The organism is uncultured Sneathiella sp. (assembly GCF_963976355.1).
Classification (GTDB): Bacteria; Pseudomonadota; Alphaproteobacteria; order Sneathiellales; family Sneathiellaceae; genus Sneathiella.
The window spans coordinates 335,378-358,027 of record NZ_CAXBKA010000003.1; the positions used below are offsets into that span (position 1 = coordinate 335,378).

The 22,650-nt window shown below is 59.8% G+C and carries 19 protein-coding genes; 10 read left to right on the top strand and 9 right to left on the bottom strand.

Annotated elements, in window-relative coordinates; all coding sequences use genetic code 11:
- Positions 1–35: 35 nt before the first annotated feature.
- Positions 36–1,052: a transporter substrate-binding domain-containing protein gene (locus tag AAC599_RS08665; protein ID WP_340150008.1), complete on the bottom strand. Its 1,017-nt coding sequence runs from the start codon at positions 1,050–1,052 to the stop codon at positions 36–38.
- A 312-nt stretch (positions 1,053–1,364) separates the two neighbouring features.
- On the opposite strand from AAC599_RS08665, the gene metC reads away from it, so the two are divergent.
- The 4 genes from metC to modC are packed head-to-tail and all read left to right on the top strand — an operon-like array spanning position 1,365 to position 4,782.
- Entirely contained in the window at positions 1,365–2,540 is a 1,176-nt protein-coding gene (gene metC, locus AAC599_RS08670) for a cystathionine beta-lyase (RefSeq protein ID WP_340150009.1), read from the top strand.
- A gap of 55 nt (positions 2,541–2,595) precedes the next feature.
- Positions 2,596–3,000, top strand: coding sequence for a phosphoribosyl-AMP cyclohydrolase (gene hisI, locus AAC599_RS08675; RefSeq protein WP_340150010.1), 405 nt, complete (start codon positions 2,596–2,598; stop codon positions 2,998–3,000).
- A 19-nt stretch (positions 3,001–3,019) separates the two neighbouring features.
- The gene (modB, locus tag AAC599_RS08680) at positions 3,020–3,709 is read left to right on the top strand and encodes a molybdate ABC transporter permease subunit (RefSeq protein ID WP_340150011.1); all 690 of its coding nucleotides are present in this window, start codon (positions 3,020–3,022) and stop codon (positions 3,707–3,709) included.
- Positions 3,709–4,782 (top strand): molybdenum ABC transporter ATP-binding protein, encoded by a 1,074-nt coding sequence (gene modC, locus AAC599_RS08685; protein WP_340150012.1) that lies wholly within the window; start codon positions 3,709–3,711, stop codon positions 4,780–4,782. Before modB ends, modC begins: the two co-directional genes overlap by 1 nt.
- Positions 4,783–4,801: 19 nt before the next feature.
- Here modC and AAC599_RS08690 read toward each other — a convergent pair whose 3' ends face one another.
- Positions 4,802–5,503 (bottom strand): Crp/Fnr family transcriptional regulator, encoded by a 702-nt coding sequence (locus tag AAC599_RS08690; protein ID WP_340150013.1) that lies wholly within the window; start codon positions 5,501–5,503, stop codon positions 4,802–4,804.
- A 143-nt stretch (positions 5,504–5,646) separates the two neighbouring features.
- On the opposite strand from AAC599_RS08690, the gene paaX reads away from it, so the two are divergent.
- From paaX to AAC599_RS08705, 3 genes are all read left to right on the top strand, one after another.
- Positions 5,647–6,582, top strand: coding sequence for a phenylacetic acid degradation operon negative regulatory protein PaaX (gene paaX / locus AAC599_RS08695; RefSeq protein WP_340150014.1), 936 nt, complete (start codon positions 5,647–5,649; stop codon positions 6,580–6,582).
- A 303-nt stretch (positions 6,583–6,885) separates the two neighbouring features.
- Positions 6,886–8,214 (top strand): FAD-dependent oxidoreductase, encoded by a 1,329-nt coding sequence (locus tag AAC599_RS08700; RefSeq protein WP_340150015.1) that lies wholly within the window; start codon positions 6,886–6,888, stop codon positions 8,212–8,214.
- A 4-nt stretch (positions 8,215–8,218) separates the two neighbouring features.
- A complete protein-coding gene (locus AAC599_RS08705) occupies positions 8,219–9,034 on the top strand; it encodes a phosphodiesterase (RefSeq protein ID WP_340150016.1) in 816 nt (271 codons plus the stop codon).
- Here AAC599_RS08705 and AAC599_RS08710 read toward each other — a convergent pair.
- The 5 genes from AAC599_RS08710 to cysE all read right to left on the bottom strand — a co-directional run bounded on the left by AAC599_RS08710 (position 9,031) and on the right by cysE (position 12,995).
- Entirely contained in the window at positions 9,031–9,801 is a 771-nt protein-coding gene (locus AAC599_RS08710) for a hypothetical protein (protein ID WP_340150017.1), read from the bottom strand. The two genes, AAC599_RS08705 and AAC599_RS08710, sit on opposite strands and share 4 nt — an antisense overlap.
- Positions 9,802–10,018: 217 nt before the next feature.
- Positions 10,019–10,687, bottom strand: a complete 669-nt coding sequence (tenA, locus tag AAC599_RS08715) for a thiaminase II (RefSeq protein WP_340150018.1) — start codon at positions 10,685–10,687, stop codon at positions 10,019–10,021.
- Complete coding sequence (locus AAC599_RS08720) at positions 10,687–11,016, bottom strand: ferredoxin family 2Fe-2S iron-sulfur cluster binding protein (protein WP_340150019.1); 330 nt, start codon at positions 11,014–11,016, stop codon at positions 10,687–10,689. The genes tenA and AAC599_RS08720 overlap by 1 nt, the downstream gene beginning before the upstream one ends.
- A 60-nt stretch (positions 11,017–11,076) precedes the next feature.
- The gene (locus tag AAC599_RS08725) at positions 11,077–12,195 is read right to left on the bottom strand and encodes a cysteine desulfurase family protein (RefSeq protein WP_340150020.1); all 1,119 of its coding nucleotides are present in this window, start codon (positions 12,193–12,195) and stop codon (positions 11,077–11,079) included.
- Between the two features lie 41 nt (positions 12,196–12,236).
- The gene (gene cysE / locus AAC599_RS08730) at positions 12,237–12,995 is read right to left on the bottom strand and encodes a serine O-acetyltransferase (RefSeq protein ID WP_340150021.1); all 759 of its coding nucleotides are present in this window, start codon (positions 12,993–12,995) and stop codon (positions 12,237–12,239) included.
- Positions 12,996–13,207: 212 nt separating this feature from the next.
- Between cysE and AAC599_RS08735 the strand changes: the two genes are divergently transcribed.
- Positions 13,208–13,864, top strand: coding sequence for an alpha/beta hydrolase (locus AAC599_RS08735; protein ID WP_340150022.1), 657 nt, complete (start codon positions 13,208–13,210; stop codon positions 13,862–13,864).
- Here the strand turns inward: AAC599_RS08735 and AAC599_RS08740 are convergent.
- The gene (locus tag AAC599_RS08740) at positions 13,861–14,988 is read right to left on the bottom strand and encodes an anhydro-N-acetylmuramic acid kinase (RefSeq protein ID WP_340150023.1); all 1,128 of its coding nucleotides are present in this window, start codon (positions 14,986–14,988) and stop codon (positions 13,861–13,863) included. The genes AAC599_RS08735 and AAC599_RS08740 overlap by 4 nt on opposite strands.
- A gap of 82 nt (positions 14,989–15,070) precedes the next feature.
- On the opposite strand from AAC599_RS08740, the gene tyrS reads away from it, so the two are divergent.
- On the top strand, positions 15,071–16,324 hold the full coding sequence (gene tyrS / locus AAC599_RS08745; RefSeq protein ID WP_340150024.1) for a tyrosine--tRNA ligase: 1,254 nt from the start codon (positions 15,071–15,073) through the stop codon (positions 16,322–16,324).
- A gap of 28 nt (positions 16,325–16,352) precedes the next feature.
- On the opposite strand, the gene AAC599_RS08750 is transcribed toward tyrS, so the two are convergent.
- The gene (locus AAC599_RS08750) at positions 16,353–19,529 is read right to left on the bottom strand and encodes an AsmA-like C-terminal region-containing protein (RefSeq protein ID WP_340150025.1); all 3,177 of its coding nucleotides are present in this window, start codon (positions 19,527–19,529) and stop codon (positions 16,353–16,355) included.
- Positions 19,530–19,631: 102 nt separating this feature from the next.
- Between AAC599_RS08750 and AAC599_RS08755 the strand changes: the two genes are divergently transcribed.
- On the top strand, positions 19,632–22,613 hold the full coding sequence (locus AAC599_RS08755) for a bifunctional [glutamine synthetase] adenylyltransferase/[glutamine synthetase]-adenylyl-L-tyrosine phosphorylase (protein WP_340150026.1): 2,982 nt from the start codon (positions 19,632–19,634) through the stop codon (positions 22,611–22,613).
- Positions 22,614–22,650 lie beyond the last annotated feature (37 nt).

Consider the following 22,650-nt stretch of genomic DNA (forward strand, 5'->3'; position numbering starts at 1 on the left):
TACACTCCTTTCACATAATCGCTATGACTTCTTACTTAGCGAAGCGGTGGTGCGTAGAGGATGCCTCCCTTGCTCCACTGCTGGTTCAGTCCACGATCGATGTTCAGGGGCGTTCCCTCACCAAGGTTGCGGGCAAAGACTTCACCGTAGTTACCGACATCCTTGATGATGTTGTAGGCCCATTCGTTGTCAAGGCCCAGCTGTTGGCCCAGATCACCGGATACACCGAGGATACGCTGAATGCTCGGGTTCTCGCTGTCTGCTTTCAGAGATTCGACATTCTCGGAAGTGATGTTCAGCTCTTCCCCTTCGATCATCGCATTCAGCGTCCAGCGGGCAATATCACCCCACTGGTTGTCGCCGTGGCGCACGAGCGGGCCGAGCGGCTCTTTCGAGATGATTTCCGGCAGAATGATATGCGCTGACGGATCGGCAACAACCGACCGCTGTGCATAAAGACCGGACGCATCTGTCGTATACACGTCGCAGGTATCTTTCAGATATGCTTCACGCACCTCATCGGCGGTGTCGAACACGACTGAGTCGTATTTCATGCCGTTGGCGGTGAAATAGTCTGCAAGGTTCAGTTCGGTCGTTGTACCGGACTGGACGCACACACGGGCGCCGTCAAGCTCCTTCGCGGACTTAACGCCGAGAGCCTTTTTGACCATGAAGCCCTGACCGTCGTAGTAATTAACGCCGACGAATTCAAAACCGAGGTTCACGTCGCGGCTGAAGGTCCAGGTCGTGTTCCGGGCCAGCACATCGATTTCACCGGACTGAAGCGCGGTGAAACGCTCCTTGGCGGTTGTCGGCGTGTATTTGACGTTATCCGGAGTTCCAAAGATAGCCGCCGACATGGCGCGGCAGAAATCCACGTCAAAGCCTTCCCACTTACCTTCGTTATTCGGCGCGGCAAAGCCGGCGAGACCGGTCGTAACGCCGCACTGGATAAAGCCCTTGGCTTTCACGTCGTCCAATGTGGCTGCGGTTGCCGCTGTCGCCATAAAAGTCGCTGCTGTTGCGACAGCAATAAAACTCGCTTTTTTCATGAAATGACCTTCCTGTCCATTGATGATTAGTCAATATTTGTCAGTTACATCACATGCTTCTCTTAAGATATTAACCTTCTTTCTGAGCATTCTCGTGATTTACATTTGAAAGTCATGATTTAAATTACCATGACCTCCTAAGTGTTTGACGATAGTATTTTTGTTCCTTGCGTCAATGTAAAAATATGCTGCGCTTGCGAAAAAATATCAAATCCGGCTGCTCAAAGCCGGAAATTTATCCCTTTTAAGTTGCCTGCGGTTCCTATATTCAACATGAGTTATAAAAACACAGAAAGTACAGGTTCTATTGCGATGAAAGATGAAACAAGAATCGTGGTTGCCGGTCGGGATCCGGAGTCAAATCACGGCGTCGTCAACGTCCCGGTCTATCATGCCTCGACCATTCTTTTTCCGTCATTGAAGGCGCGTAAAGAAGCCCATGCCGCACGCGCGGCGGGCGAACGTCTTGTCTCCTACGGGCGGATCGGCACCCCGACCACCTGGTCGCTGGAGGATGCGGTCGCGGAACTGGAAGGCGGCTACCGCGCCCAGGTCTTCCCCTCCGGCATGGCGGCCTGCGCCAATGCGATCCTTGCCTTCGTGAAGGCCGGGGATCATATTCTGGTACTCGATACGGTCTACAGTCCGGTTCGTTCTTTCTGCGATGGATATCTGAAACGGTTCGGGGTCGAGACGACCTATTACGATCCGCTGATCGGCGCCGGAATTGCCGATCTGATGCAGCCCAATACGCGCCTCGTCTATGTCGAGGCGCCGGGCTCCCTCACCTTCGAGATGCAGGACATCCCGGCCATCGCGGACGTAGCGCACTCAAGGGATGCGCTGGTGGTGATGGACAACACCTGGGCCTCCCCGCTCTTCTTCAAACCGTTCGCGCATGGCGTCGATATCTCGGTCCAGGCGGGCACGAAATACATCGTCGGCCACAGCGATGTAATGATCGGCATCGTCACCACGACGAAGGACTGCTGGCCGGTCCTGCAGAAGGGAGCAAATCTGCTCGGCCAGACGACCGGACCCGATGATGCCTATCTCGCGCAGCGCGGCATCCGCACCCTGTCCGTGCGGCTGAAGCAGCATATGGAGAATGCCATTGCCATCGCCGAATGGCTGAAGGGCCGCGACGAGGTGGCAGCGGTGTATCATCCCGCCCTGCCCGACGATCCGGGTCACGCCATCTGGAAGCGCGACTTCCTCGGTTCGTCCGGACTGTTCTCTTTCCGACTTCGCGAAGTCTCCGAGGAGGTGATGGCCGCCTTCATGGACCCGCTGGAATTTTTCGGCATGGGATCATCCTGGGGCGGATATGAGAGTCTGATCCTGCCTGCCGACCCGACCGGTGTCCGGACGGCGACCAAATGGGACAACCGGGATCCGCTGATCCGGATTCATGTCGGGCTGGAATCGGTCGATGACCTGATTGCCGACCTGGAAGCCGGATTTGACCGTCTGAACGCGGCAAAATAGTGAAAATTTTACGAATCGGTGCCAATGATTCGCAATTTCAGAACAGGAAATCAGGATGAGCAGCGACATTCTCGATAAAATCACTTTCGATTCGAACGGTCTGGTCCCGGCCATCGCCCAACAGCATGACAGCGGCGACGTGCTGATGATGGCCTGGATGAATGCCGATGCCATTCGGGAAACGCTGGCAACCGGCACCGTCTGCTACTGGTCCCGTTCCCGCCGCCAACTCTGGCGCAAGGGGGAAACATCAGGCCATGTGCAGCGCCTCGTCGATTTCCGGATCGACTGCGACGGCGACACGTTATTGCTGCTGGTCGATCAGACCGGCGTCGCCTGCCACACCGGGCGGCACACCTGTTTCTTCACTGCCATTCGGGACGGCGCGGCGGAGATTATCAGCGAGGTCGAGGTGCCGCCGGAGGAAATGTACGGGAATTCGCCCGCAGGGTCATCATGATCCACAAGAGGTCATAAGCATGTCATCGGCGGAGATGGAAATCGTCCTGCTTTCCTTAAAAGTCGCTCTCTGGTGCGTCGGCCTCTCCTTGCTGCCCGCCCTGTTCGTCGCCTGGCTGCTGGCGCGGCGGGAGTTTTACGGCAAGACGCTGCTCAATGTGCTGGTGCATCTGCCGATCGTCCTGCCGCCGGTGGTTGTCGGTTATTTCCTGCTGATCATGCTCGGCAATCGCGGACTGATCGGCGGCTGGCTTCATGACACATTCGGCCTGTCGCTGATTTTCAACTGGAAGGGTGTCGTTGCCGCCACCGCCGTAATGGCCTTTCCCTTCATCGTCCGCTCCATCCGCCAGGCGATCGAGGCGGTCGATGCAAATCTTGAAGTTGCCGCCCTCACCCTCGGCCGGTCGCCGGTGATGGTGTTCCTGACCATTACCCTGCCGCTGATCCTGCCAGGAATTCTGGCGGGCGCGACCCTCGGCTTTGCCCGGACGCTTGGCGAGTTCGGCGCGACCATTACCTTCGTTGCCAATATCCCGGGCCAGACCCAGACCCTGCCGCTCGCCATCTATTCCCTGCTTCAGGTGCCGGGCGGGGAGAGCGCCGTCTGGCGGCTGGTCATCCTCTCCGTCCTGCTCGCCTTCGCGGCGATTGCGCTTTCTGAATGGCTGAGCCGCCGCTCGGCAAAACTGCTGGAGGGGCGTGACTGATGCTCGACATCCGGCTCAAGAAGACATTTCATGGGTTTCATACCAGCGCGGAATTCAAGGCGGAGCCCGGCCTGACCGCAGTGTTCGGCCCCTCCGGCGCGGGCAAGACGATGCTCGCCAAGATGCTGGCCGGGCTCATCACCCCCGATGAGGGCCGGATCGAGATTGACGGGCGGACCGTGTTCGATACCGCGAAATCGATCAACATTCCCGTTCATCAGCGTCATGTCGGCTTTATCTTTCAGGAGCACCGCCTGTTCCCGCATTATTCCGTGCGCGGCAATCTTACCTATGGCAAGCGGCAACTGGCGCACGGCAGTCCCGCTATCGCCTTCGACAAGGTGGTCGGCATTCTCGGTATCGAAAAACTGCTGGACCGCAAGCCCGCCTCCCTCTCCGGCGGGGAACGCCAGAGGGTTGCCATCGGGCGGGCGCTGCTCAGTAATCCGAAACTGCTGATCATGGACGAGCCGCTGTCCAGTCTGGATGCGGGCCGCAAGGCGGAAATCCTGCCCCTGATCGAGGCGCTGAAATCGGAGTTCGGCCTGACAACGCTCTATATCTCCCATTCGATCGAGGAGATTTCCCGCCTCGCCGATACCATTGTGCTGCTCGACAAGGGGAGCCTGAAGGCGGCGGGTCCGGCGGCGGAGATTTTAAGCCGCCTTGACCTGATCCCCTATGCGGGTGGCTATGACGCGGGCACGATGGTGGAAGCGACGGTCACTGCCTATGAGCCCGGCCATCACCTGCTCACCCTGGAGACGGTGGGTGGCGGGCGGCTGTTCCTGACCGGGGACGCGCGGGAACCCGGCACGGTGCTGCGGCTGCGCATCCGCGCCCGCGATGTCGCGTTGGCCAAATCGGAGCCGAAATCCCTCTCCATCCTCAACCGGCTGAAGGGACAGGTCGTCGATCATTGTGCTGGCAGCCGGGGCATGGAGGAAATCCTGCTGGATGTCGGCTTCCCGCTGACCGCGCGGATCACCCGCCGCTCGTTCGAGGAGATGAAGATCAAGAAGGAAACGCCGGTCTGGGCGCTGGTCAAGTCCGTCACCATCAGCGAGAGCTGAGGCGCGGCCCGGCGAACCGTCAGCGCCCGCTCTGGCCCGAGGTCATGGCCAGCGTCTTGATATAATCCTCGATCGCGCCCTTGTCTTTCAGGTACAGCGTCTTGCCCTTTTTCAGCACCATTCCTTCGTGGGCAAGCTGGCCGAGCACGCGGGCCACCGTCTCCCGCGTCGTCGAGACACGGCTGGCGATCACGCTCTGGGTCGGCATCGGATAGATCAGCCAGCTGTTCGCCGTTACCGGGTCCGGCTCCGCCATGCGGAGAAGTTCCTGACACACCCGCTGCACCGCACCGAGGGTGGAGAGATCGAGGATACGGTCGTCATTGATGCGGATGATCCGTACCAGCCGCTGCAGCACCGACATCATGATCGCCGGGTTCCGCATCAAGAGGTCCTGGAAACTCTCCGGACTGAGACTGGCGAGCAGGCAGCGCGCATTGGCGACCACATTGGCCGAGCGCGCCCGGCCGTCAATCGCCGACAGCTCGCCGAAATACTGCCCCTCTCCGACCGTGGCGTAGGTTACCTCGCGGCCCGAGACGCCGTAGTTCACGATGTTAACGCTGCCCTCGACAACGAAATACATGTCGCGGCTGTCGGTCGAGCGCTCCAGTATCTGCTCATTGGCGGCAAAGGTCCGCCAGACGCATTTCGACGCAATCTCCGCCCGTTCCTCCGTCGTCAGTCGGCTGAGCAGCTCAATTTTATCAAGATTCTGCATTACTTTTGGTAAGTTGCCCCCTAAAATCATTAGCGACTATATAGGATATGACGAAAAATCAAAACAAGAAGCTAAGGGATTAAGGTGGCGCAACCAAACGGGAACCGGAACAGGGTCTTCTGTCCTTCACAGCGGGGCGCCGCATGAACAGGCCGCTGAAGACGGACCCGCTGATCCCCGCCCTCTTCCAAAAACTCGATCTGAAGGCGAAATCCCTGCTGGTCACGGTCTGGGGTGATGGCGTCGCCCCGCATGGCGGCACCGTCTGGCTTGGCAGCCTGATCAATCTCGTCGCGGCGCTGGGGCTGAACGAGCGGGTGGTGCGCACCGCCGTCTTCCGGCTGCAAAAAGACGGCATTCTCTCCTCCGAGCAGATGGGCCGGCGCAGCTACTACAGCCTGACGCAATCGGGGCGCCACCGCTTCGCCGAGGCAACGCACCGGATTTACGCAAGTGGCGACATTCCGTGGAATGGGAACTGGCTGCTGCTGTTCGTTGCCCGGCGGCTTTTGACCGATGCGGACCGCCGCCGCCTTGAAACCGCGCTCGGCTGGCTCGGCTTCGGCGATCTCGGCGCGGGTGTCCATGCCCATCCGACAGCGACGAAGGACAGCGTCGAGACATTGCTGCAGGACCTCGACCTCACCGGCAAGGTCACGATCCTGAGCGGCGCCAGCCCCGCCGACACCCCCTTCGATGCTCCGGATATCCTCGTCACCAAGGGCTGGAACCTCAAAAGCCTGGAGGCGGACTACAACCGCTTTATCGATCATTTCAGCATATTCGCGACGCCGGAGACGGACGCCGCAACTTTCGATGAAAAAAAATGTTTTATCATTCGCAGCCTCTTGGTGCATGATTACAGGCGGGTCCTGCTCAGGGACCCGATGCTCCCGGCGGAACTGTTACCCGCCGGCTGGAACGGCAACCGGGCACGGGCGTTGTTTCAGGACATCTACCGCCGCGTCTGGGAGGGCGCGGAGCAACATTTGATGACTGTGCTTGAAGATGAGACAGGGAGACTCCCGCCCGCCCCGGACGAGTTCTACCGGCGCTTCGGCGGATTGAAGAAAAGCTAGATCGTGTAATGGCAGTTCAATAACAATAATGAGCCGGGGAAAATGTCAGTAAGGGTCAGGAACCATTAATTTACTGCAGTTCTGGTTGGAGGGGAGGAGAAAGATGCAAGGAAATCGGACGCAGGACATGCCTGCGCATATTCAAGGACGGTTTACGCCGCAGATTTCGCCTCCCCTCCAACCCCGAAGGGCGCTTCACCCAAGCCCTCTGGCGGCGTCATGCGGTTTTGAAAACCCACCAGGTTTACTGCAAACGCATTCCTGGCCAGAAAACTTGGGTGAAACGCAGAACGGAGTAAACTAATGGCTCCTGACCCTAGCTTAAAGATTTGTATCGTCGGTTCGGGGCCGGCAGGGATGTATGCCGCAGGCGCCATCGTCAAGAAAAACCCCGACAGTGTCATAGATATTCTCGATAAACTGGCGACGCCCTACGGGCTGGTCCGCGCCGGGGTCGCCCCGGACCACCAGACCACCAAGGCCGTCACCCGCGCCTATGACAAGGTGATGGAGAATGACAATGTCCGCTTCGTCGGCAATGTCGGCCTGGCCACGGATATCCCGCTCGACAAGCTGCGCGAATTGTATGACGTGGTGGTGATCGCCACAGGCACGCCGAAGGACCGCAGTCTCGGCATCCCCGGAGAGGACAAGGCCGGTGTCTTCGGCGCGCAGGTTTTTGTCTACTGGTATAACGGCCATCCGGAATTCCGCGAGGCGGTGCCCGATCTCGATATCGAGACGGCGGTCGTCATCGGCAATGGCAATGTCGCCCTCGATGTCGCGCGCATCCTGATGCGGACGGAAGGGGAGATGGTCACCTCCGATCTTGCCGAACATGCGGCCAGCGAGATTTTCAAGAGCCCGCTCAAATGCGTGCATGTGGTCGGCCGCCGGGCGCCGGAGAATGCGCAGTTCTCCTCCAAGGAACTAAGCGAGTTCGCCGAGCTGACCTCCGCCAGGCCCTATACGGACAAATCCAAGCTGCCGGAGGACTTCACGTCGGAGGACAAGAAGGAGGAGCGGGTGATCAACACCAACCTCGATCTCCTGCGCAGTTTCGAGCATATCACCCCCGGCCATGGCGTCGAGGGCCGCTCCATCCATCTCGATTTCCTGGCGAGCCCGGTCGAGATTCTGGGCAATGACGCGATCAGCGGCGTCCGGTTCGAGCGGAACAGGATCGTCGATGGCAAGGCCGTCGGCACCGGGGAGACCTATGAGATCGACTGCCAGCTGCTGGTCACCTGTATCGGCTATGAGATGGGCATCCTGGAAGGCCTGCCCGTCGAGAAAGGCATCATCAAGAATGACGAGGGGCGCGTCGCCGAGGGGCTCTATGTGGTCGGCTGGGCCAAGCGCGGCCCGTCCGGCACCATCGGCACCAACCGCATCGACAGCCAGAATGTCGTCGATAAAATGCTCGCCGATTTCGAAGGCGGCGGCGATCCGGCAAAGCTGGGCCCGGCGGGGCTGGATGCCTGGTGCAAGGAAAAAGGCATCCATGCGGTCTCCTTCGATGACTGGAAAAAGATCGATGCGGCGGAAGTGGCCCGCGCGGGCGAGAAATCACCGCGGCGCAAGTTTGTCCGCACCCGGGACATGCTCTCGCTTGTGAAGGAAAAAGGATAGGTCAATGCTGATCGCGCAGCTCAGTGACACCCATATCGCCGTCCCGGAAGATGAGTTCTCAGAGCTCTATCATCCGGCGGAAAAGCTGCGCAACGCGGTCCGCCATGTGAACGGGAGCGTCAACCGCCCCGATATCGTCTTCCTCACCGGCGACCTTGTGAACAGCGCCAAGGCGGAGGAATATGTGATCCTGAAGGAGATCGTCGCGGAGTTCGAGATGCCGGTCTATCTGCTGCCCGGCAATCATGACGACTGCACGCTCCTGCGCAAGGCCTTTCCCGATCATGACTATCTGCCGAGTTCCGGCACGCTCAACTATGTGGTGGACGGCTGGCCGCTCAAGCTGATCGCGCTCGACACCAACATCCATGGCAAGCCGCAGGGTCATCTCGGCGAGGTGCAGCTTGCCTGGCTGGAGGAGGAAATCAGCAAGGAGGCCGCGCGCCCTGTCGTCATCCTCCTGCATCATCCGCCGTTCAAGACGGGCCTGACCAGCATGGACGCGATGGGCCTGCTCGACATGGACGACTTCGTTGATGTGATCAGCCGCTATGACACGGTCGAGCGGGTGCTCTGCGGGCATCTGCACCGGGCCATCCAGAAGCTGGCGGGCGGCACGCTGGTTCAGACCTGCCCCTCCACCTCGCATCAGGTGCGGCTGCTGCTCGGGGACAACAACGAGCTCGGCACGGCGTTCGAGCCGCCGGAATATCTGCTGCATTACTGGACAGAGGAAGGCGGCCTCGTCACCCATAGCGATTACGTCAAGGAGTACGACGTCGCCTGGACCCTGAAAGACGGCGTGAAAAAAAGTGATTAAGAACTGTCAGCTTTTTTAATCGTTAGTTCTTCGAGGATTTTTAGCCCTAACTCGATAATTGTATTGAAATCAGCGATGACTTGGGCATGAAAAACAATTGGTCTAGATTTTTCTCCAAAAGAATGCTGCATAATCGGCGCAAAATGGCATAATTCCATTTGCTCCGCATCTAGACGCTCCCATTCCGCACTGCTGCACTGAAACTTTTGTTTTTCAAGGTGTTCGTAAGCATCCCTATTGTCTTCCGGAATACAATAAGGCGGAATATATAAAGGAATTCTGTGAGCTAAAGCGTGACGAAAATCTTCGAGATTACCAATCCACTTATCTATTGATTTCAAATATTCTCGGAATTCCGGCCTAAAAGAAGCTCTCACCAATTTGTTCTTTTCACGGAGCCCCACATAAACATTAGGTAAATCCGAACCGTTCACCATTGTAAGATCGGCTTCCTTTACCCAAATCCATGCAAGGTTATCCAAACAACCAAAAGCATTGAATACGAACGCCTGTATGTTGATTGTAACATCTGATATTTCTTCAGCGGCCGGAATATCAGTGCGCTCAGGTGGTATTAATCTAAATATGTTATGCAAACAGTGTGTTAGGGTCCCTAGACGGCGACTAAATCCATGTTTCGCATATTCTTGGGATCTTTCATTACGGTATTCATAGAGAACGTACTTTTCTGTGAGATCATGAAATTTCTCATCTATCCAGATATACTCTTCTTCAATCTTCTCTAGATCTTCATCAGAAAAAAACATCAGCCCGAGCTCACTAAGTGATTGTTTTTATAATTATCGAATTATATATCAAAACTATCTCAAAGGTTGAATAAGATGGCAGGAAAATATCGAAGTGAAGCTCTCAAGGCAACCCATGAGACCGCCTCAGATCTTCATAAAGCGGGCGTAATGGATAAGCATACGCTTCGCAGGTTCGATGATATGTGCCTGACGCCGGTTACACCTCCGTCTCCGCCTAAACCGCGTTAAGACCCATCTGCCAGAAGTCGGCTTCGAGTTTGGTGGCGGTGCCGAAGGTTTTGGAGAGGCTGGCAAATCTAGGCTCGGTGAAGCGCGTGACGGCAATCTCGTCTATCTGCGCGGTCATTCCGGCGACCAGTTCCTGATATTCCGCGCCCGCATACATCTCGATCCAGGAAATATAGGGATTGCCTTCGATCTTGGTATCGCGGGATTCGGCAAGGGCGAGACCGATTTCCCCATAGCCGATGGCGCAGGGCGCCAGCGCCACCATCAGGTCGAGCAGATCCCCCGCCATGCCGCGTTCCAGCACGAAGCGGGTATAGGCGACATTCTCCGGCGCCTCTTCCAGTGTTTCGAGATCTTTCTCAGGAATCCCCCAGTCGGCGCAATAGTCCACATGCAGCCCGGTCTCGACATCGAGGATGGCTTTCACCCCTTCAAGGGCGAAGCGCATCTCCGCCATATTGTCCGCCTTGAAAATCGCCAGCGCATAGGCCCGCGCGAACTGGATCAGGAACAGATAATCCTGCTTGAGGTAAAACTCAAAAGCTTCGCGCGGCAGCTTGCCCGACTGGATGCCCTTGACGAACTCATGCCGGGTATAGGTTTCCCAGGCGGCGGCGTTATCGGCCTTCAGTCTGTCGAAAAGTCCCGCAGCCATCACAGCATCATGTTGTTCGAGCCTGCGGGCAGGGTCACGACCAGATCGTCCAGTTCCTCGGTGATCTCGATCTGGCAGCCAAGGCGGGAGGTCCGCGTCAGGCCATAGGCGAGATCGAGCATGTCCTCCTCATCCTCGGTCGCTTCCGGCAGGCGCTCGAAATCCTCATCGCTCACGATGATATGGCAGGTGGAACAGGCGAGACTCCCCTCGCAGGCGCCCTCCAGATCGATATTATTCTGGTGTGCGATCTCCAGGATCGTGTGGCCGAGCGGCGCATCGACTTCCTGGCGGCTGCCATCAGGTTTGATAAAGGTCATTTTCGGCATGCGGGGTCAAACTCCTGAACTTCTGTGACTGTCTACTTAACCTGCCCCCTGGTCTCTTGTCTAGGCCGCAAATTTCGGGGATTTCCGCTTATAGAGCCGGCCCCAGCTGTCAATGAAGGCGTCGATGTCGGCATCGCTTGTCCGCCAGCCAAGGCTGACGCGGATCGCGGTGCCCGCCGCCTCCTCGCTCGCGCCCATGGCGCTGAGGACATGGCTCGCCTTCACCTTTCCCGACGAACAGGCGGAACCGGCGCTGACCGCGAAACCGTCAAGGTCGAAGGACATGACCTGCAACTCTGAGGCAACCCCCGGCATTTCAATGGCGCTGGTGTTGGGCAGGCGGGCGGCCTTGCGCCCGTAAATCCGGCTTGCAGGCGATATCTCGCTGATCCGTGCCTCCATCCGGTCGCGGAGCGCGGCGATCGCCTCCCCTTGCGCGATGATGGCCCCGGCGGCAGCGGCGGCAACACCGAGCCCGGCAATGGCGGCGACATTCTCGGTTCCGGCGCGGCGGCCCAGCTCCTGACCGCCGCCACGGATAAAGGCGGGCACAGCAAGTCCCTCGCGCAGGATCAGCGCGCCGATCCCTTGCGGGCCGCCGAATTTATGGGCGGAGACAGACATCAGATCGACGCCGAGCGCCTTGAAATCGACCGGTATCTTGCCGACGGCCTGAATGGCATCACAATGGAGCAATCCGCCCTGCTCATGGACGATATCGGCGATCTCGCGGATCGGCTGGATCACGCCGGTCTCGTTATTCGCGAGCATGACGGAGACAAAGGCCGGGGTTTCCGCCGCCGCCAGCGCCGCCCGCAGCACATCCATATCGAGAATGCCGTCAGGCGTGACCGGCAGGCGCACCGCACTCTCACCGGCGGCGGCCAGCACCGAATCATGTTCCGCCGCAGAGACGAACAACGGCCTCTCCCCCGCCGTCGAGAGGGCGAAATTATTCGCCTCCGTCCCGCCGGAGGTGAAAATGATTTCCGGGGATTTGCAGTTGATGAGATCGGCAAGGGCGGCGCGCGCCTCTTCCACCCTATTGCGTGCCGTCCGCCCCGACTGATGCACGGAGGACGGATTGCCGCCCGCCGTCATCACCGCCGCCATCGCCTCCACCACCTCGGAGTGGATCGGCGCGGTCGCGTTATAGTCGAGATAGACGGCTTTGCTCATGGCGGTTATCTGTCCCGCCGCAGGCGGTTTACATCAGGGTGTCAGGACTTGGTTTTCGTGCCCGTCGTCGTGGCGGGCTTTTTCTTGGGCTTGATCGCAATCGGCGCGTCGGCGGCATCGCGGCGTTCCTGCTCCAGCTCCTCAACCCGCATGGACAGCGACTGCACCTTGTCGAGCAGGCCATCCATCACCTTGAAGACCGGGTCGGGCAGATCGTGATTGCCGACACCATAGGCCGCGAATCTCTCGTCCAGCCGGTCCTTTTTCGAGGCGCTGACGGCGCGCGCGGGCACACCGACGACCGTCGTATGATCCGGCACATCCTTCAGCACGACCGAATTGGCGCCGACGCGGGCGCATTTGCCGACCGTGATCGGGCCGATGATCTGCGCGCCGGAGGCGATGATCACACCGTCCTGCAATGTCGGATGGCGCTTCACGCCGCGCTGTGCATCGGAATCGATGGAGGGCGCGACACCGCCCAGCGTCACGTCGTGATACAGCGTTACATTATCGCCGATATCCGCCGTTTCCCCGACCACGACGCCCATGCCATGGTCGATAAAGAACTTGCGGCCGATCTTCGCGCCGGGGTGAATTTCGATGCCGGTAAGGAAGCGGCTGAACTGCGACAACAGCCGCGCGAGCAGCCGCCAGTTCCGCTCCCACAGCCAATGGGCGAGGCGATGCAGGACGACCGCGTGGAAGCCCTGATAGAGCAGCGCAACCTCGATCCGGCTCCGTGCCGCCGGGTCGCGTTCCATCACGCAGCTAATTTCTTCGCTAATATGCTTGAACATTTGCCCTTACCTTCTGTATTGTGCCGCTCTTGTAGCGGAATTCACCTGAGGTTCAAAGCGCCCATATTTAACAGATATATGCATATCGGGGGTACCGTCAAGGATCGCATCCGCATTCCTGTGACGGAAATCACCGGGCATGAATCGGAATTTGAGCCCGAGCGAGATCATTCCTGCGCCATAACGAAGCTGTATTAGGAACAATAAGATAAATGCCAGACGTTATTTTTAATGGACCTGAAGGACGCCTTGAAGGGCGTTACCATCATTCCGACGATCCCAATGCGCCGCTCGCACTGGTTCTGCACCCGCATCCGCAATATGGCGGGGCGATGAACAACAAGGTGGTCTACCACCTGTTCACCACCTTCAAAAAGCGCGGCTTTTCCGTGCTCCGCTTCAATTTCCGCGGCGTCGGCCGCAGCCAGGGCGATTATGACCATGGCGTCGGCGAACTCTCCGATGCCGCCGCCGCCCTCGACTGGATGCAGACCCACAATCCGAACGCCCCCGCCGTCTGGATCGGCGGCTTTTCCTTCGGCGCCTGGATTTCCATGCAGCTCCTGATGCGGCGGCCGGAGATTGCCGGGTTTATCTCGGTCGCGCCGCCCGCGAATATGTATGACTTCTCCTTCCTCGCGCCCTGCCCGTCGTCGGGCATCATCATCCATGGCGACAAGGACGTGCTGGTGCCGCGCCGGGACATCAAGAAGCTGGTCGAGAAGCTGCAGGCGCAGAAAGGCATCACCATCGATTATGACGAGATTCCCGATGCCGACCATTTCTTCGAAGGCCATCAGGATGCGTTGATGAGATCTGTCGATGCCTATCTCGACATGCGGCTCAACGGCGAGGACGAGGAAGACTAACCTCGGGCGCTCTCGCGTTTCAGCACCGGAGCAGGATACAGCACGCCGCCCGGCATCGGTTCCGGCACGCCCGTCGTCGTCGGCAGGCTGAGCGGCAGACCGCGCAAGGAGCGGACCGCGAGGAAGGCAAAGGCCTCCGCCTCCAGATCATCGCCGCGCCAGCCGACAGCCTCCACCGGTTCCGCCGGAGCCTCCACGACCTCGGCAATGCATCTGACCAGTTCCGGATTCTTGCGCCCGCCGCCGGTCAGCAGCCAGCGCTTAGGCTTGCCCGGCAAATGATCGAGAGCGCGGCGGATGCTTTCCACCGTGAAGCGGAGCAGGGTTGCCGTCCCTTCTTCAAGGCCGAGGCCCTCAATCGCCTCTTTCACCGGGAACTGGTCCCGATCAAGGCTCTTGGGCGGTGTAAGGTCGAAATACGGGTGATCGAGCAGCTTCGCGAGCGCCGCCGCATTGACGACACCGTTCGCTGCAATCCGCCCGCCGTCATCGAAAGGCGCGCCGGTATGGCGCAGCACCCAGTCATCCATGAGCGCATTCGCCGGTCCCGTATCGAAGGCCAGCGCCTCGTCCCCGTCGATATAGGTGACATTGCCGACCCCGCCGAGATTGAGCACGGCCAGCGGCCCATCCAGCGATTTCGCCAGCGCTCGGTGATAGAGGGAGGCAAAGGGCGCTCCCTCCCCGCCGGCGGCGACATCGGCATGGCGGAATTCGGCCACCGTATCGATGCCGGTCAGCTCCGCCATCATTGCGCCGTCACCGATCTGCACGGTCAGGCAGTTGGCGGGATCGTGAAAGATGGTCTGGCCGTGAAAGCCGATCACATCGATATCGGCGGGCGTGAGATCATTCTCGGCCAGCAGCGTCAGCGCGGCCTCGGCCTGTGCGGCGGTAAAATCGGCGATAATATCCGCCCCGGCACTTTCTTTCCCGAGCAAATCCCGCAACCGCGCCCGAAAGCCCGCCTCATAGGGCACCGAGCGCACCGGACCGAAGGATTTGACCGTGACCCCGTCGGTTTCGATAATCGCCGCATCGACCCCGTCGAGCGACGTCCCGCTCATCAGCCCGAGGGCGCGGAGCGGCGCCGTTTCACCCTGTTTTTGCTTATTCTGCATCATTTCTCATCCCGCACTTTTAAAAGACGTCCCATATGTGCTAAACGATGGCGCTCTTGAACCTCATTTAGAACAGAATACGTCCATGACCGAATTACGCTCCGACTTCCTGAAAGTCTTCACCGAACGCGGCTACCTGCACCAATGTACAGATTTAGACGCGCTGGATAAAGCCTTTGCTGAGGGGATCGTGACCGCCTATATCGGCTTCGACTGCACGGCGAAGAGCCTGCATGCGGGCAGCCTGATGCAGATCATGATCCTGCGTCGCCTGCAACAGGCCGGGCACAAGCCGATCGTGCTGATGGGCGGCGGGACGACGAAAGTCGGCGATCCAACCGGTCGCGACGAAAGCCGTCCGCTGATCACCGATGCGGTCATCCAGGAGAATATGGACGGCATCAAGAAGGTGTTCGAAAAATTCCTCACCTTCGGCGATGGCCCGACGGACGCCATCATGGTCAATAATGCCGACTGGCTGGACGACATCAAATACATCCAGTTCCTGCGCGACTACGGCCCGCATTTCTCGATCAACCGGATGCTCTCCTTCGACAGCGTGAAGCTGCGGCTGGAACGCGAGGAGTCGATGACCTTCCTCGAGTTTAACTACATGATCCTGCAGGCCTATGACTTCGTCGAGCTGAAGAAGAAATATAACTGCACGCTGCAATGCGGCGGTTCCGACCAGTGGGGCAATATCGTCAACGGGGTCGAGCTTGGCCGCCGGACGAACGGGTTCTCGCTGTTCGGCCTCACCTCGCCGCTGCTCACCACCGCGTCGGGCGCGAAGATGGGCAAGACAGCGGGCGGCGCGGTCTGGCTCAATGAAGACATGCTGAGCCCATATGATTACTGGCAGTTCTGGCGCAATACCGAGGATGCGGATGTCGGCAAGTTCCTCCGGCTCTTCACCGAGGTGCCGGTCGCGGAGATTGAACGGCTCGAAAAACTCGACGGGGCGGAGCTGAACGAAGCGAAGAAAATCCTCGCCGATGCCTGCACCGAGATGGCCCATGGCAAGGCCGCCGCCGAGGCCGCCGCCGAAACCGCGCGCCAGACCTTCGAGATGGGACAGACGGCGGAAGGGTTGCCGACGCTGGAAATCCCGCGCGCCGAACTTGCGGACGGCATTCCCGCCTTCGCCCTGTTCCAGAAGGCCGGTCTCTGTGCTTCGAGTTCCGAGGCACGGAAACTGATCAAGGGCGGCGGGGCGCGCATGAATGACGAGAAAATCGCCGACGAGAAGGCCATGCTCACCCTCGATGATCTGGATAGCGACGGACGGATCAAGCTCTCTGCGGGCAAGAAGCGCCATTACCTGATCCAGCCGGTCTGAGGGCCACGCCCGCCGACGTCGCCGGGAATTACGGGTTCTGGCGGGCGCCCGGTGCGTTCGTGCTCGGCGGTTCTATGTCGTCCTGGTCCCAGGGTTCGAAGAACATCCGGCGGAGGATGCCGGGGGCCAGCGCCGAGACGGCGTTGACATCGATATCCGGGTTTTCCATCCCGCCGGACACCTCATAGGAGAAGCCGAATATCCCCTCCCCCTGCCGACCGACCAGCAGCGTACCGAGGATCGGTATATTCCCAAGCATGGAGTTCAGCGTATAGGACGGGATCACCGTCCCGAAGGCATCAATCTTGTTGGCGGGCTGGTCCACGGTTCCGTTAAAAGTGATGCCGATGGAGCCGACGGCGCGGAAGTCCTTGGTCTGGAAAACGCCGTTCTCATAGGTAAAGGGTCCCTCCACCGTCGCAAAGACAATACCGTCCCCGCGCAACAGATCGACGATCCCGCCGAGGGAGCCGACGGTGAGGATCTTGCCGAGCACCGGCGCATTGACGACCCGCACATCCTTGATCTCGATCGTGCCCTTGGCCGGGCGGCTCTCTTGCGTATCGTCAATCTCCGCGGTCAGTTTCAACGCGCCGTCGCGGAAATCGTCATAGAGGTCGAGCCCGCGAAAGAGCGAGCCCGCATCGTCGGAGACAAAGCTGACGGTCCGCGTGTCGCCATTGCGCGCAATTTCAAAATTGAAGGATTTCTCGCCCGCGAACTTGCCCGTCGCCATGCCGTCGATGATCAGATTCCCCTCGATCTGCATATCCGCCCGCACCATATCGAGGGTCAGGCCGTCATCCATCAGCGCCCGATCGACCTCCACTTCGACTTCGATTACCCGATCATCCTCCGGGCCGTCGATATCCGCCTCGTTGAGGTCATAGGTGGCAACGACGAAGGGTTTGAGGTCGAACTGCGCGCCGTGCAGGCGGACGTTCATCTGATTGGCGGCGGCCTGCGTGAAGTCGAGGGCGAAGTCATTCTCGCCATAGGTCACCTTCGGCACCGTCAGGCTGCTGAGCAGCCCGTCTTTCAGCACCGCCGTGGCGGTCGCCTTCATGTCGCCGACCTCCGCCACGATATTGGAAAGCATCGCGACATCCTCTGCCGTCACGTCGAGATCGGCAGTGACGCGGCCGGGAACGCCCGCCTCCTTCGTCCAGTGCAACGGCTCAAGCGAAATTTCGGTCTTCGCGAAATCGATATCAACCTTGCCCGAAGCAGCCCCTTCCGGTGTCGTCTCAAGGTGGATATCGGCGGCCATGGGCCCGGTCAGATAGGGCGAGGCGATATCGAGGGAGGCGCGCCCCGCCTCGTCAATCTCTCCCGTCACATGATAGAGCCGGTTCCCCTCCCGCGGGCCGCTGAACCAGCTTTCCGCCGAAATCGTTACCGGCACCACATTAAGCTTCGCCGTGCCACCCACGGTGACGCCTTTCGGATCGACCGCGACCTTCAGATCGCCGCCGGTCAGGTTGATATCCCCAGCCACTTTCGGGATGGTCGCATCAGTGAACGCGCCCTTCGCCCAGTAGTCGACCTTTTCCAGCGTGAGATCAAAGCGGAGCGGAAACTTGAAGGACGCATCGACCGCCCCCTCCCCGGTCATGGCCGAGGGCACGATCCCGTATGGCGAGATCAAGCCCAGCGGTTCCAGATCGAGAAAGGTAAACATCTCGCGGCTGTTGCCGGTGACATGGATCTGGATATCGGCAAGCTGGTCATATTTGTCGAACTCGTCAATCGTCACATTGTCCGACGTCACTTCCAATGTCCCGAGGCGGCCGGTCATGTCCTTGATGGTAACGCCGGTTTCCGTCAGCACCGCGCTGCCGGTGATATCGGTCACCTTCGGCAGCGGCGCATAGTAATTCGCGGTCACCCCCTTGAGGTCGAAGCGCAGATCGACCGCCCCTTCCGGTATGTCGCCGCTTTCCAGCGCCCCGGCGGGCAGGTTGATCTTGTAGGTACCGGAAGGCACAACCCCCTCGCGGATATTCGCCGTCACCCAGTCATAGCCGTTCGACGCCATGGAATAGGGCCAGAAACGGCCGATGTCATTGACCTGCAGATTGGCCAGACTGCCATCCAGCGTAAGGCCGGTGCCAACCTCGGCAATCTCGACAGTCCCCGTCATCTCCATGGTCGCACCGAGGGTTTTCGCCTCGATCGTATCAAGGCGGACCTCGCTGAAATCGCCGGTCACCTCTCCGGCGACGAAGAGGCTCTCGACGGGGAGCGGCTCATGGTAAAGATCCGGCAGGTCGACCCGCCCGTCATTCGCGCGGAGGTCAAATCCCATGGTTTCGAAGCGGAAGGTTTCATCCAGCTCCAGATTGACATGGCCCGTCAGGTTGAGATCGACCCCTTTCAGCATCTCCAGCTCCGGCACCTGCGCGCCGACCAGCGGCAGCGGCAGATCGGAGAACTGGCCGTCGATCTCCGTGCGCTTGAGTTCCCGGTCATAATCGCCAAGCGCGACGAGGGAGACCGTCTCGTTGCCGATCCTGATGGCGCCGCTCGCCTGCCCGCGGAGACCATGTTCCTCCCGCCAGACAAAGACATCGGCGCCGGTCACCCGCCAGAATCTCTCAAGGATTTCATCCTCGATAAAGACGGACGAATCATAGACTTCCAGCCGTTCGAGATAGCCGGTGAGCCGCTCCGGGTCCGGCTCGCGGCTGAGTTCCTGCAGGACTTCGAGAAAGCCGTTCCGCGCCGCAGCCTCCGCCGTGTCCGCCGCCTCGGGTGTGGGGGTGGTTTGCGGGGTATCGCGCATTATTGCATTGTCGTAGCCAAGCTTGACCACACCATTGCCATCCCGGTTCAGCCGGATGCGCAGGCCGGTAAATTCCAGCTCCGCCGGGGCGATCCGCGCCCTTAGCAGCGCCTCGCCGCTGAACACCACCGTGACATCGGGGATCGAGGCAACGCGCCGGTTCTCCTCAGACACCTCCAGGTTATCCACCGCCACCACCAGGTTCTTGTCGCGACCGTTCCATTCAAGCCCGATATTGCTGAAGGACAGCTCATAGTCGGGATATTGCGCCGCCAGTACCTGCTCGATATAGGGAGTGAAGAAGGTCAGCGAGACCGGCCCCCGGGCCAAGGCCGCCACCAGCGCCAGCGCGGCAATAAAAACCAATACGACGACCCCCATCAGGGTCCGGTACAATAATCTGGAAGTGGATCTGACCAACTGAAATGTTCGCTTTCAACTCGATTTTTAATAAGGCTTGTATAAAAAAAGTCTGATCTGATAATTAGGGCGTCATCGTAAACCAAACAACCCGGATTAGGAATGCAGGATATCGCGCAAGCCCAAAAAAAGCCGTTCGCCGAGATCGTGCGGAACCTCCCCGCCGCAGGGGATGCGGAGCTTCTGGCCGTCGGCCTTGAAAGCTGGCGCGAGGTCACGGCGGAAGACCCGGCCCTCGCCGATTTCGCCGCCAAGCTGGACGGGATGGCCAAGGGTCCCGATATCCTGAACGCCATCTTCGGCAACAGCCCGTTTCTGAGCAGCTGCCTGCTCGCCGAGCCACAGCTGCTCCGGCATATGGTGGAGGACGGGGCAGAACCGGCCTTGCGCTGGATCTATGAGGAGATGGAAAGCGCCACCCCGCTCACCGCAGAGCGCGATGCGGTGATGGCGGCGCTGCGCATCGCCAAGCGGCGCATTGCGTTGCTGACGGCACTCGCGGACCTTGGCAAGGTCTGGCCGCTGATGGAGATAACCGGCGTGCTCTCCGATTTCGCGGGTGCCGCGGTCGAGATTTGCTGCCGGCATCTGCTGGCGGCGGCGGCGGAGAAAGGCGACCTTACCCTGCCCCATCCCGACGATCCAACAAAGGACAGCGGCCTGATCATCATCGGCATGGGCAAGCTCGGTGCGCGGGAGCTGAACTATTCCTCCGATATCGATGTGATCGTCCTGTTCGATGGCGACAAGATCACCTACACCGGCCGCCGATCCATGCAGGACTGCTTCGTGCGCATTGCCCGCGATCTTGTCACCATGATGCAGGAGAGGACCCGCGACGGCTATGTCTTCCGCACCGATCTCCGGCTCCGGCCCGATCCCGGCGCAACGCCCATCGCACTTGGCATCGGCGCCGCCCATGTCTATTACGAAAGCCAGGGCCAGAACTGGGAACGGGCGGCCATGATCAAGGCGCGGCCCATCGCCGGGGACTTGGCGGCAGGGCAGGAGTTCGTCGACTTCCTCACCCCCTTCATCTGGCGCAAATCCATGGATTTTGCCGCCATCGAGGATATCCAGGCGATCAAGTCGCAAATCCACACCCACAAGGGGTTCTCCAAAATCTCGCTGGAGGGGCATAACATCAAGATCGGCCGCGGCGGCATCCGCGAGATCGAGTTCTTCTGCCAGACCCAGCAGCTGATCGAGGGCGGACGCAATCCCAATTTACGCGATCCGACAACCCTCGGCACGCTACAGGGCCTGCAGGAGGAGGGCAAGACCGACCCGTCGGTGCAGCAGGAACTGAAGGAAGCCTATATCTTCCTGCGCGAGCTGGAACATCGCCTGCAAATGACCCATGACGAGCAGACCCAGCTCCTCCCCGACGATCCGGAAACCTTTCGCAAGCTCGGCGTCTTTTTCGGCTATGACGAGGCGGATGCATTCCGCCGCGATCTGCGCGCGACGCTGGAGACCGTGCAGCGCCATTACGATGCCCTCTTCGCGTTCGAGGAGACGCCGGACCGCAAGGCCGGGCGGCTCGTCTTCACCGGGGCGGAGGATGACCCGGAAACCCTCAATTCCCTCGCCGAGCTGGGGTTCGAGGATACGGCCGCGATCTCGCAGAAAATCCGCGAATGGCATCATGGCCGCTATCGGGCGACGCGCACGGTGCGGGCGCAACAGACCCTGACCGGGCTGATGCCGCGGCTGCTGGAATGCCTTGGCGAGACCAGCAACCCGGACGCCGCCTTCACACGCTTCGATATCTTCCTGCAGAAACTCCCGGCCGGGGTGCAGCTCTTCTCCCTGTTCAAGGCGCATCCGAGCCTGCTGAAGCTGGTCGCGCGGATCATGGGCATGGCGCCGGACCTCGCGGAGAAGCTGGCGCAGAACCCGATGCTGCTGGACGGGGTGCTGGATACGGAATTCATGTCGGCGCTGCCGGGCCGCGATATACTGGCCGAGGATCTGGAGCTCATCCTCTCCACCGCGCGCGATTTTCAGGACGTGCTGGATTTCACCCGCCGCTGGGCCAATGACCAGAAGTTCCGCTTGGGCGCGCAAATCCTTGACAATGTCGATCACGGCACCGGCCTTGGCGCAACCGTGGCCGCGGGCCGCGCCTTCTCCGATGTGGCAGAGGTGGTGCTGGACGCCCTGCTCCCCCACGTGCGGGCGGAACTCGCGATCAATCACGGTGTCGTGCCGGGCGGCGAGTTCGCGGTCATCGGCATGGGCAAGCTCGGCAGTCACCAGATGACCCCGGCCTCGGATGCGGACCTGATCTTCCTGTTCCAGACGCCGGAGAAAGACATGACCACGGACGGCAAAAAGCCGGTCTCGGCGGGCGTCTTCTTCAACCGGCTGAGCCAGCGTTATATCAACGCCATCAGCGTCTTCACCGGCGAGGGCCAGCTCTACGAGGTCGATATGCGCCTGCGCCCGCATGGCAAATCCGGACCCATCGCCCTCCCGCTCGACGCCCTCGTCAAATATTATCAGGAGGATGCCTGGACATGGGAGCATCTGGCCCTGACCCGCGCCCGCGTCGTCGCCGGTGACAAAAAGCTAGCCGTCCGGACCGAGGCGGCGCTTCGCGGCCTTCGGGAAATTCCCCGCGACAAAGAGGAAATCCGCAAGAACACCCTCTCCATGCGCGAGCGGGTGCAGAAGGAACTCGGCTCCTCCTCGCTCTGGTCGATCAAGCATGCGGCGGGTGGGCTGATGGACCTTGAATTCCTCTGCCAGTATCTGCGCCTCATCCACGGCGCGGAGCATCCCGAAATTCTCAAAACCAATTCCAGCGATGCGCTTCATGAGATGCGGAAGGCAGGACTGATCCCGGCGGCGGAGGCGGAGCGGCTGATCGCCATCTCCGGGCTTTACATCAATATCAGCGGGCTGCAGCAGCTCTGCCTCGGCAGCCGCAGCCTCGATGACGATATCCCGCTCGCCCTTAAAACCGCGCTCGCCGAGGTCGGCCAGGTCTCGGATTTCGACGCCCTTGGCGAAAAGCTCAAAGAGAGCCAGCAGTTTGTCGATGGCCTGCTCGGGAAATATCTGAGAAGCGCTCAATAAATCTATCGTCTGACCATCAAATATTCAAAGTATCCGC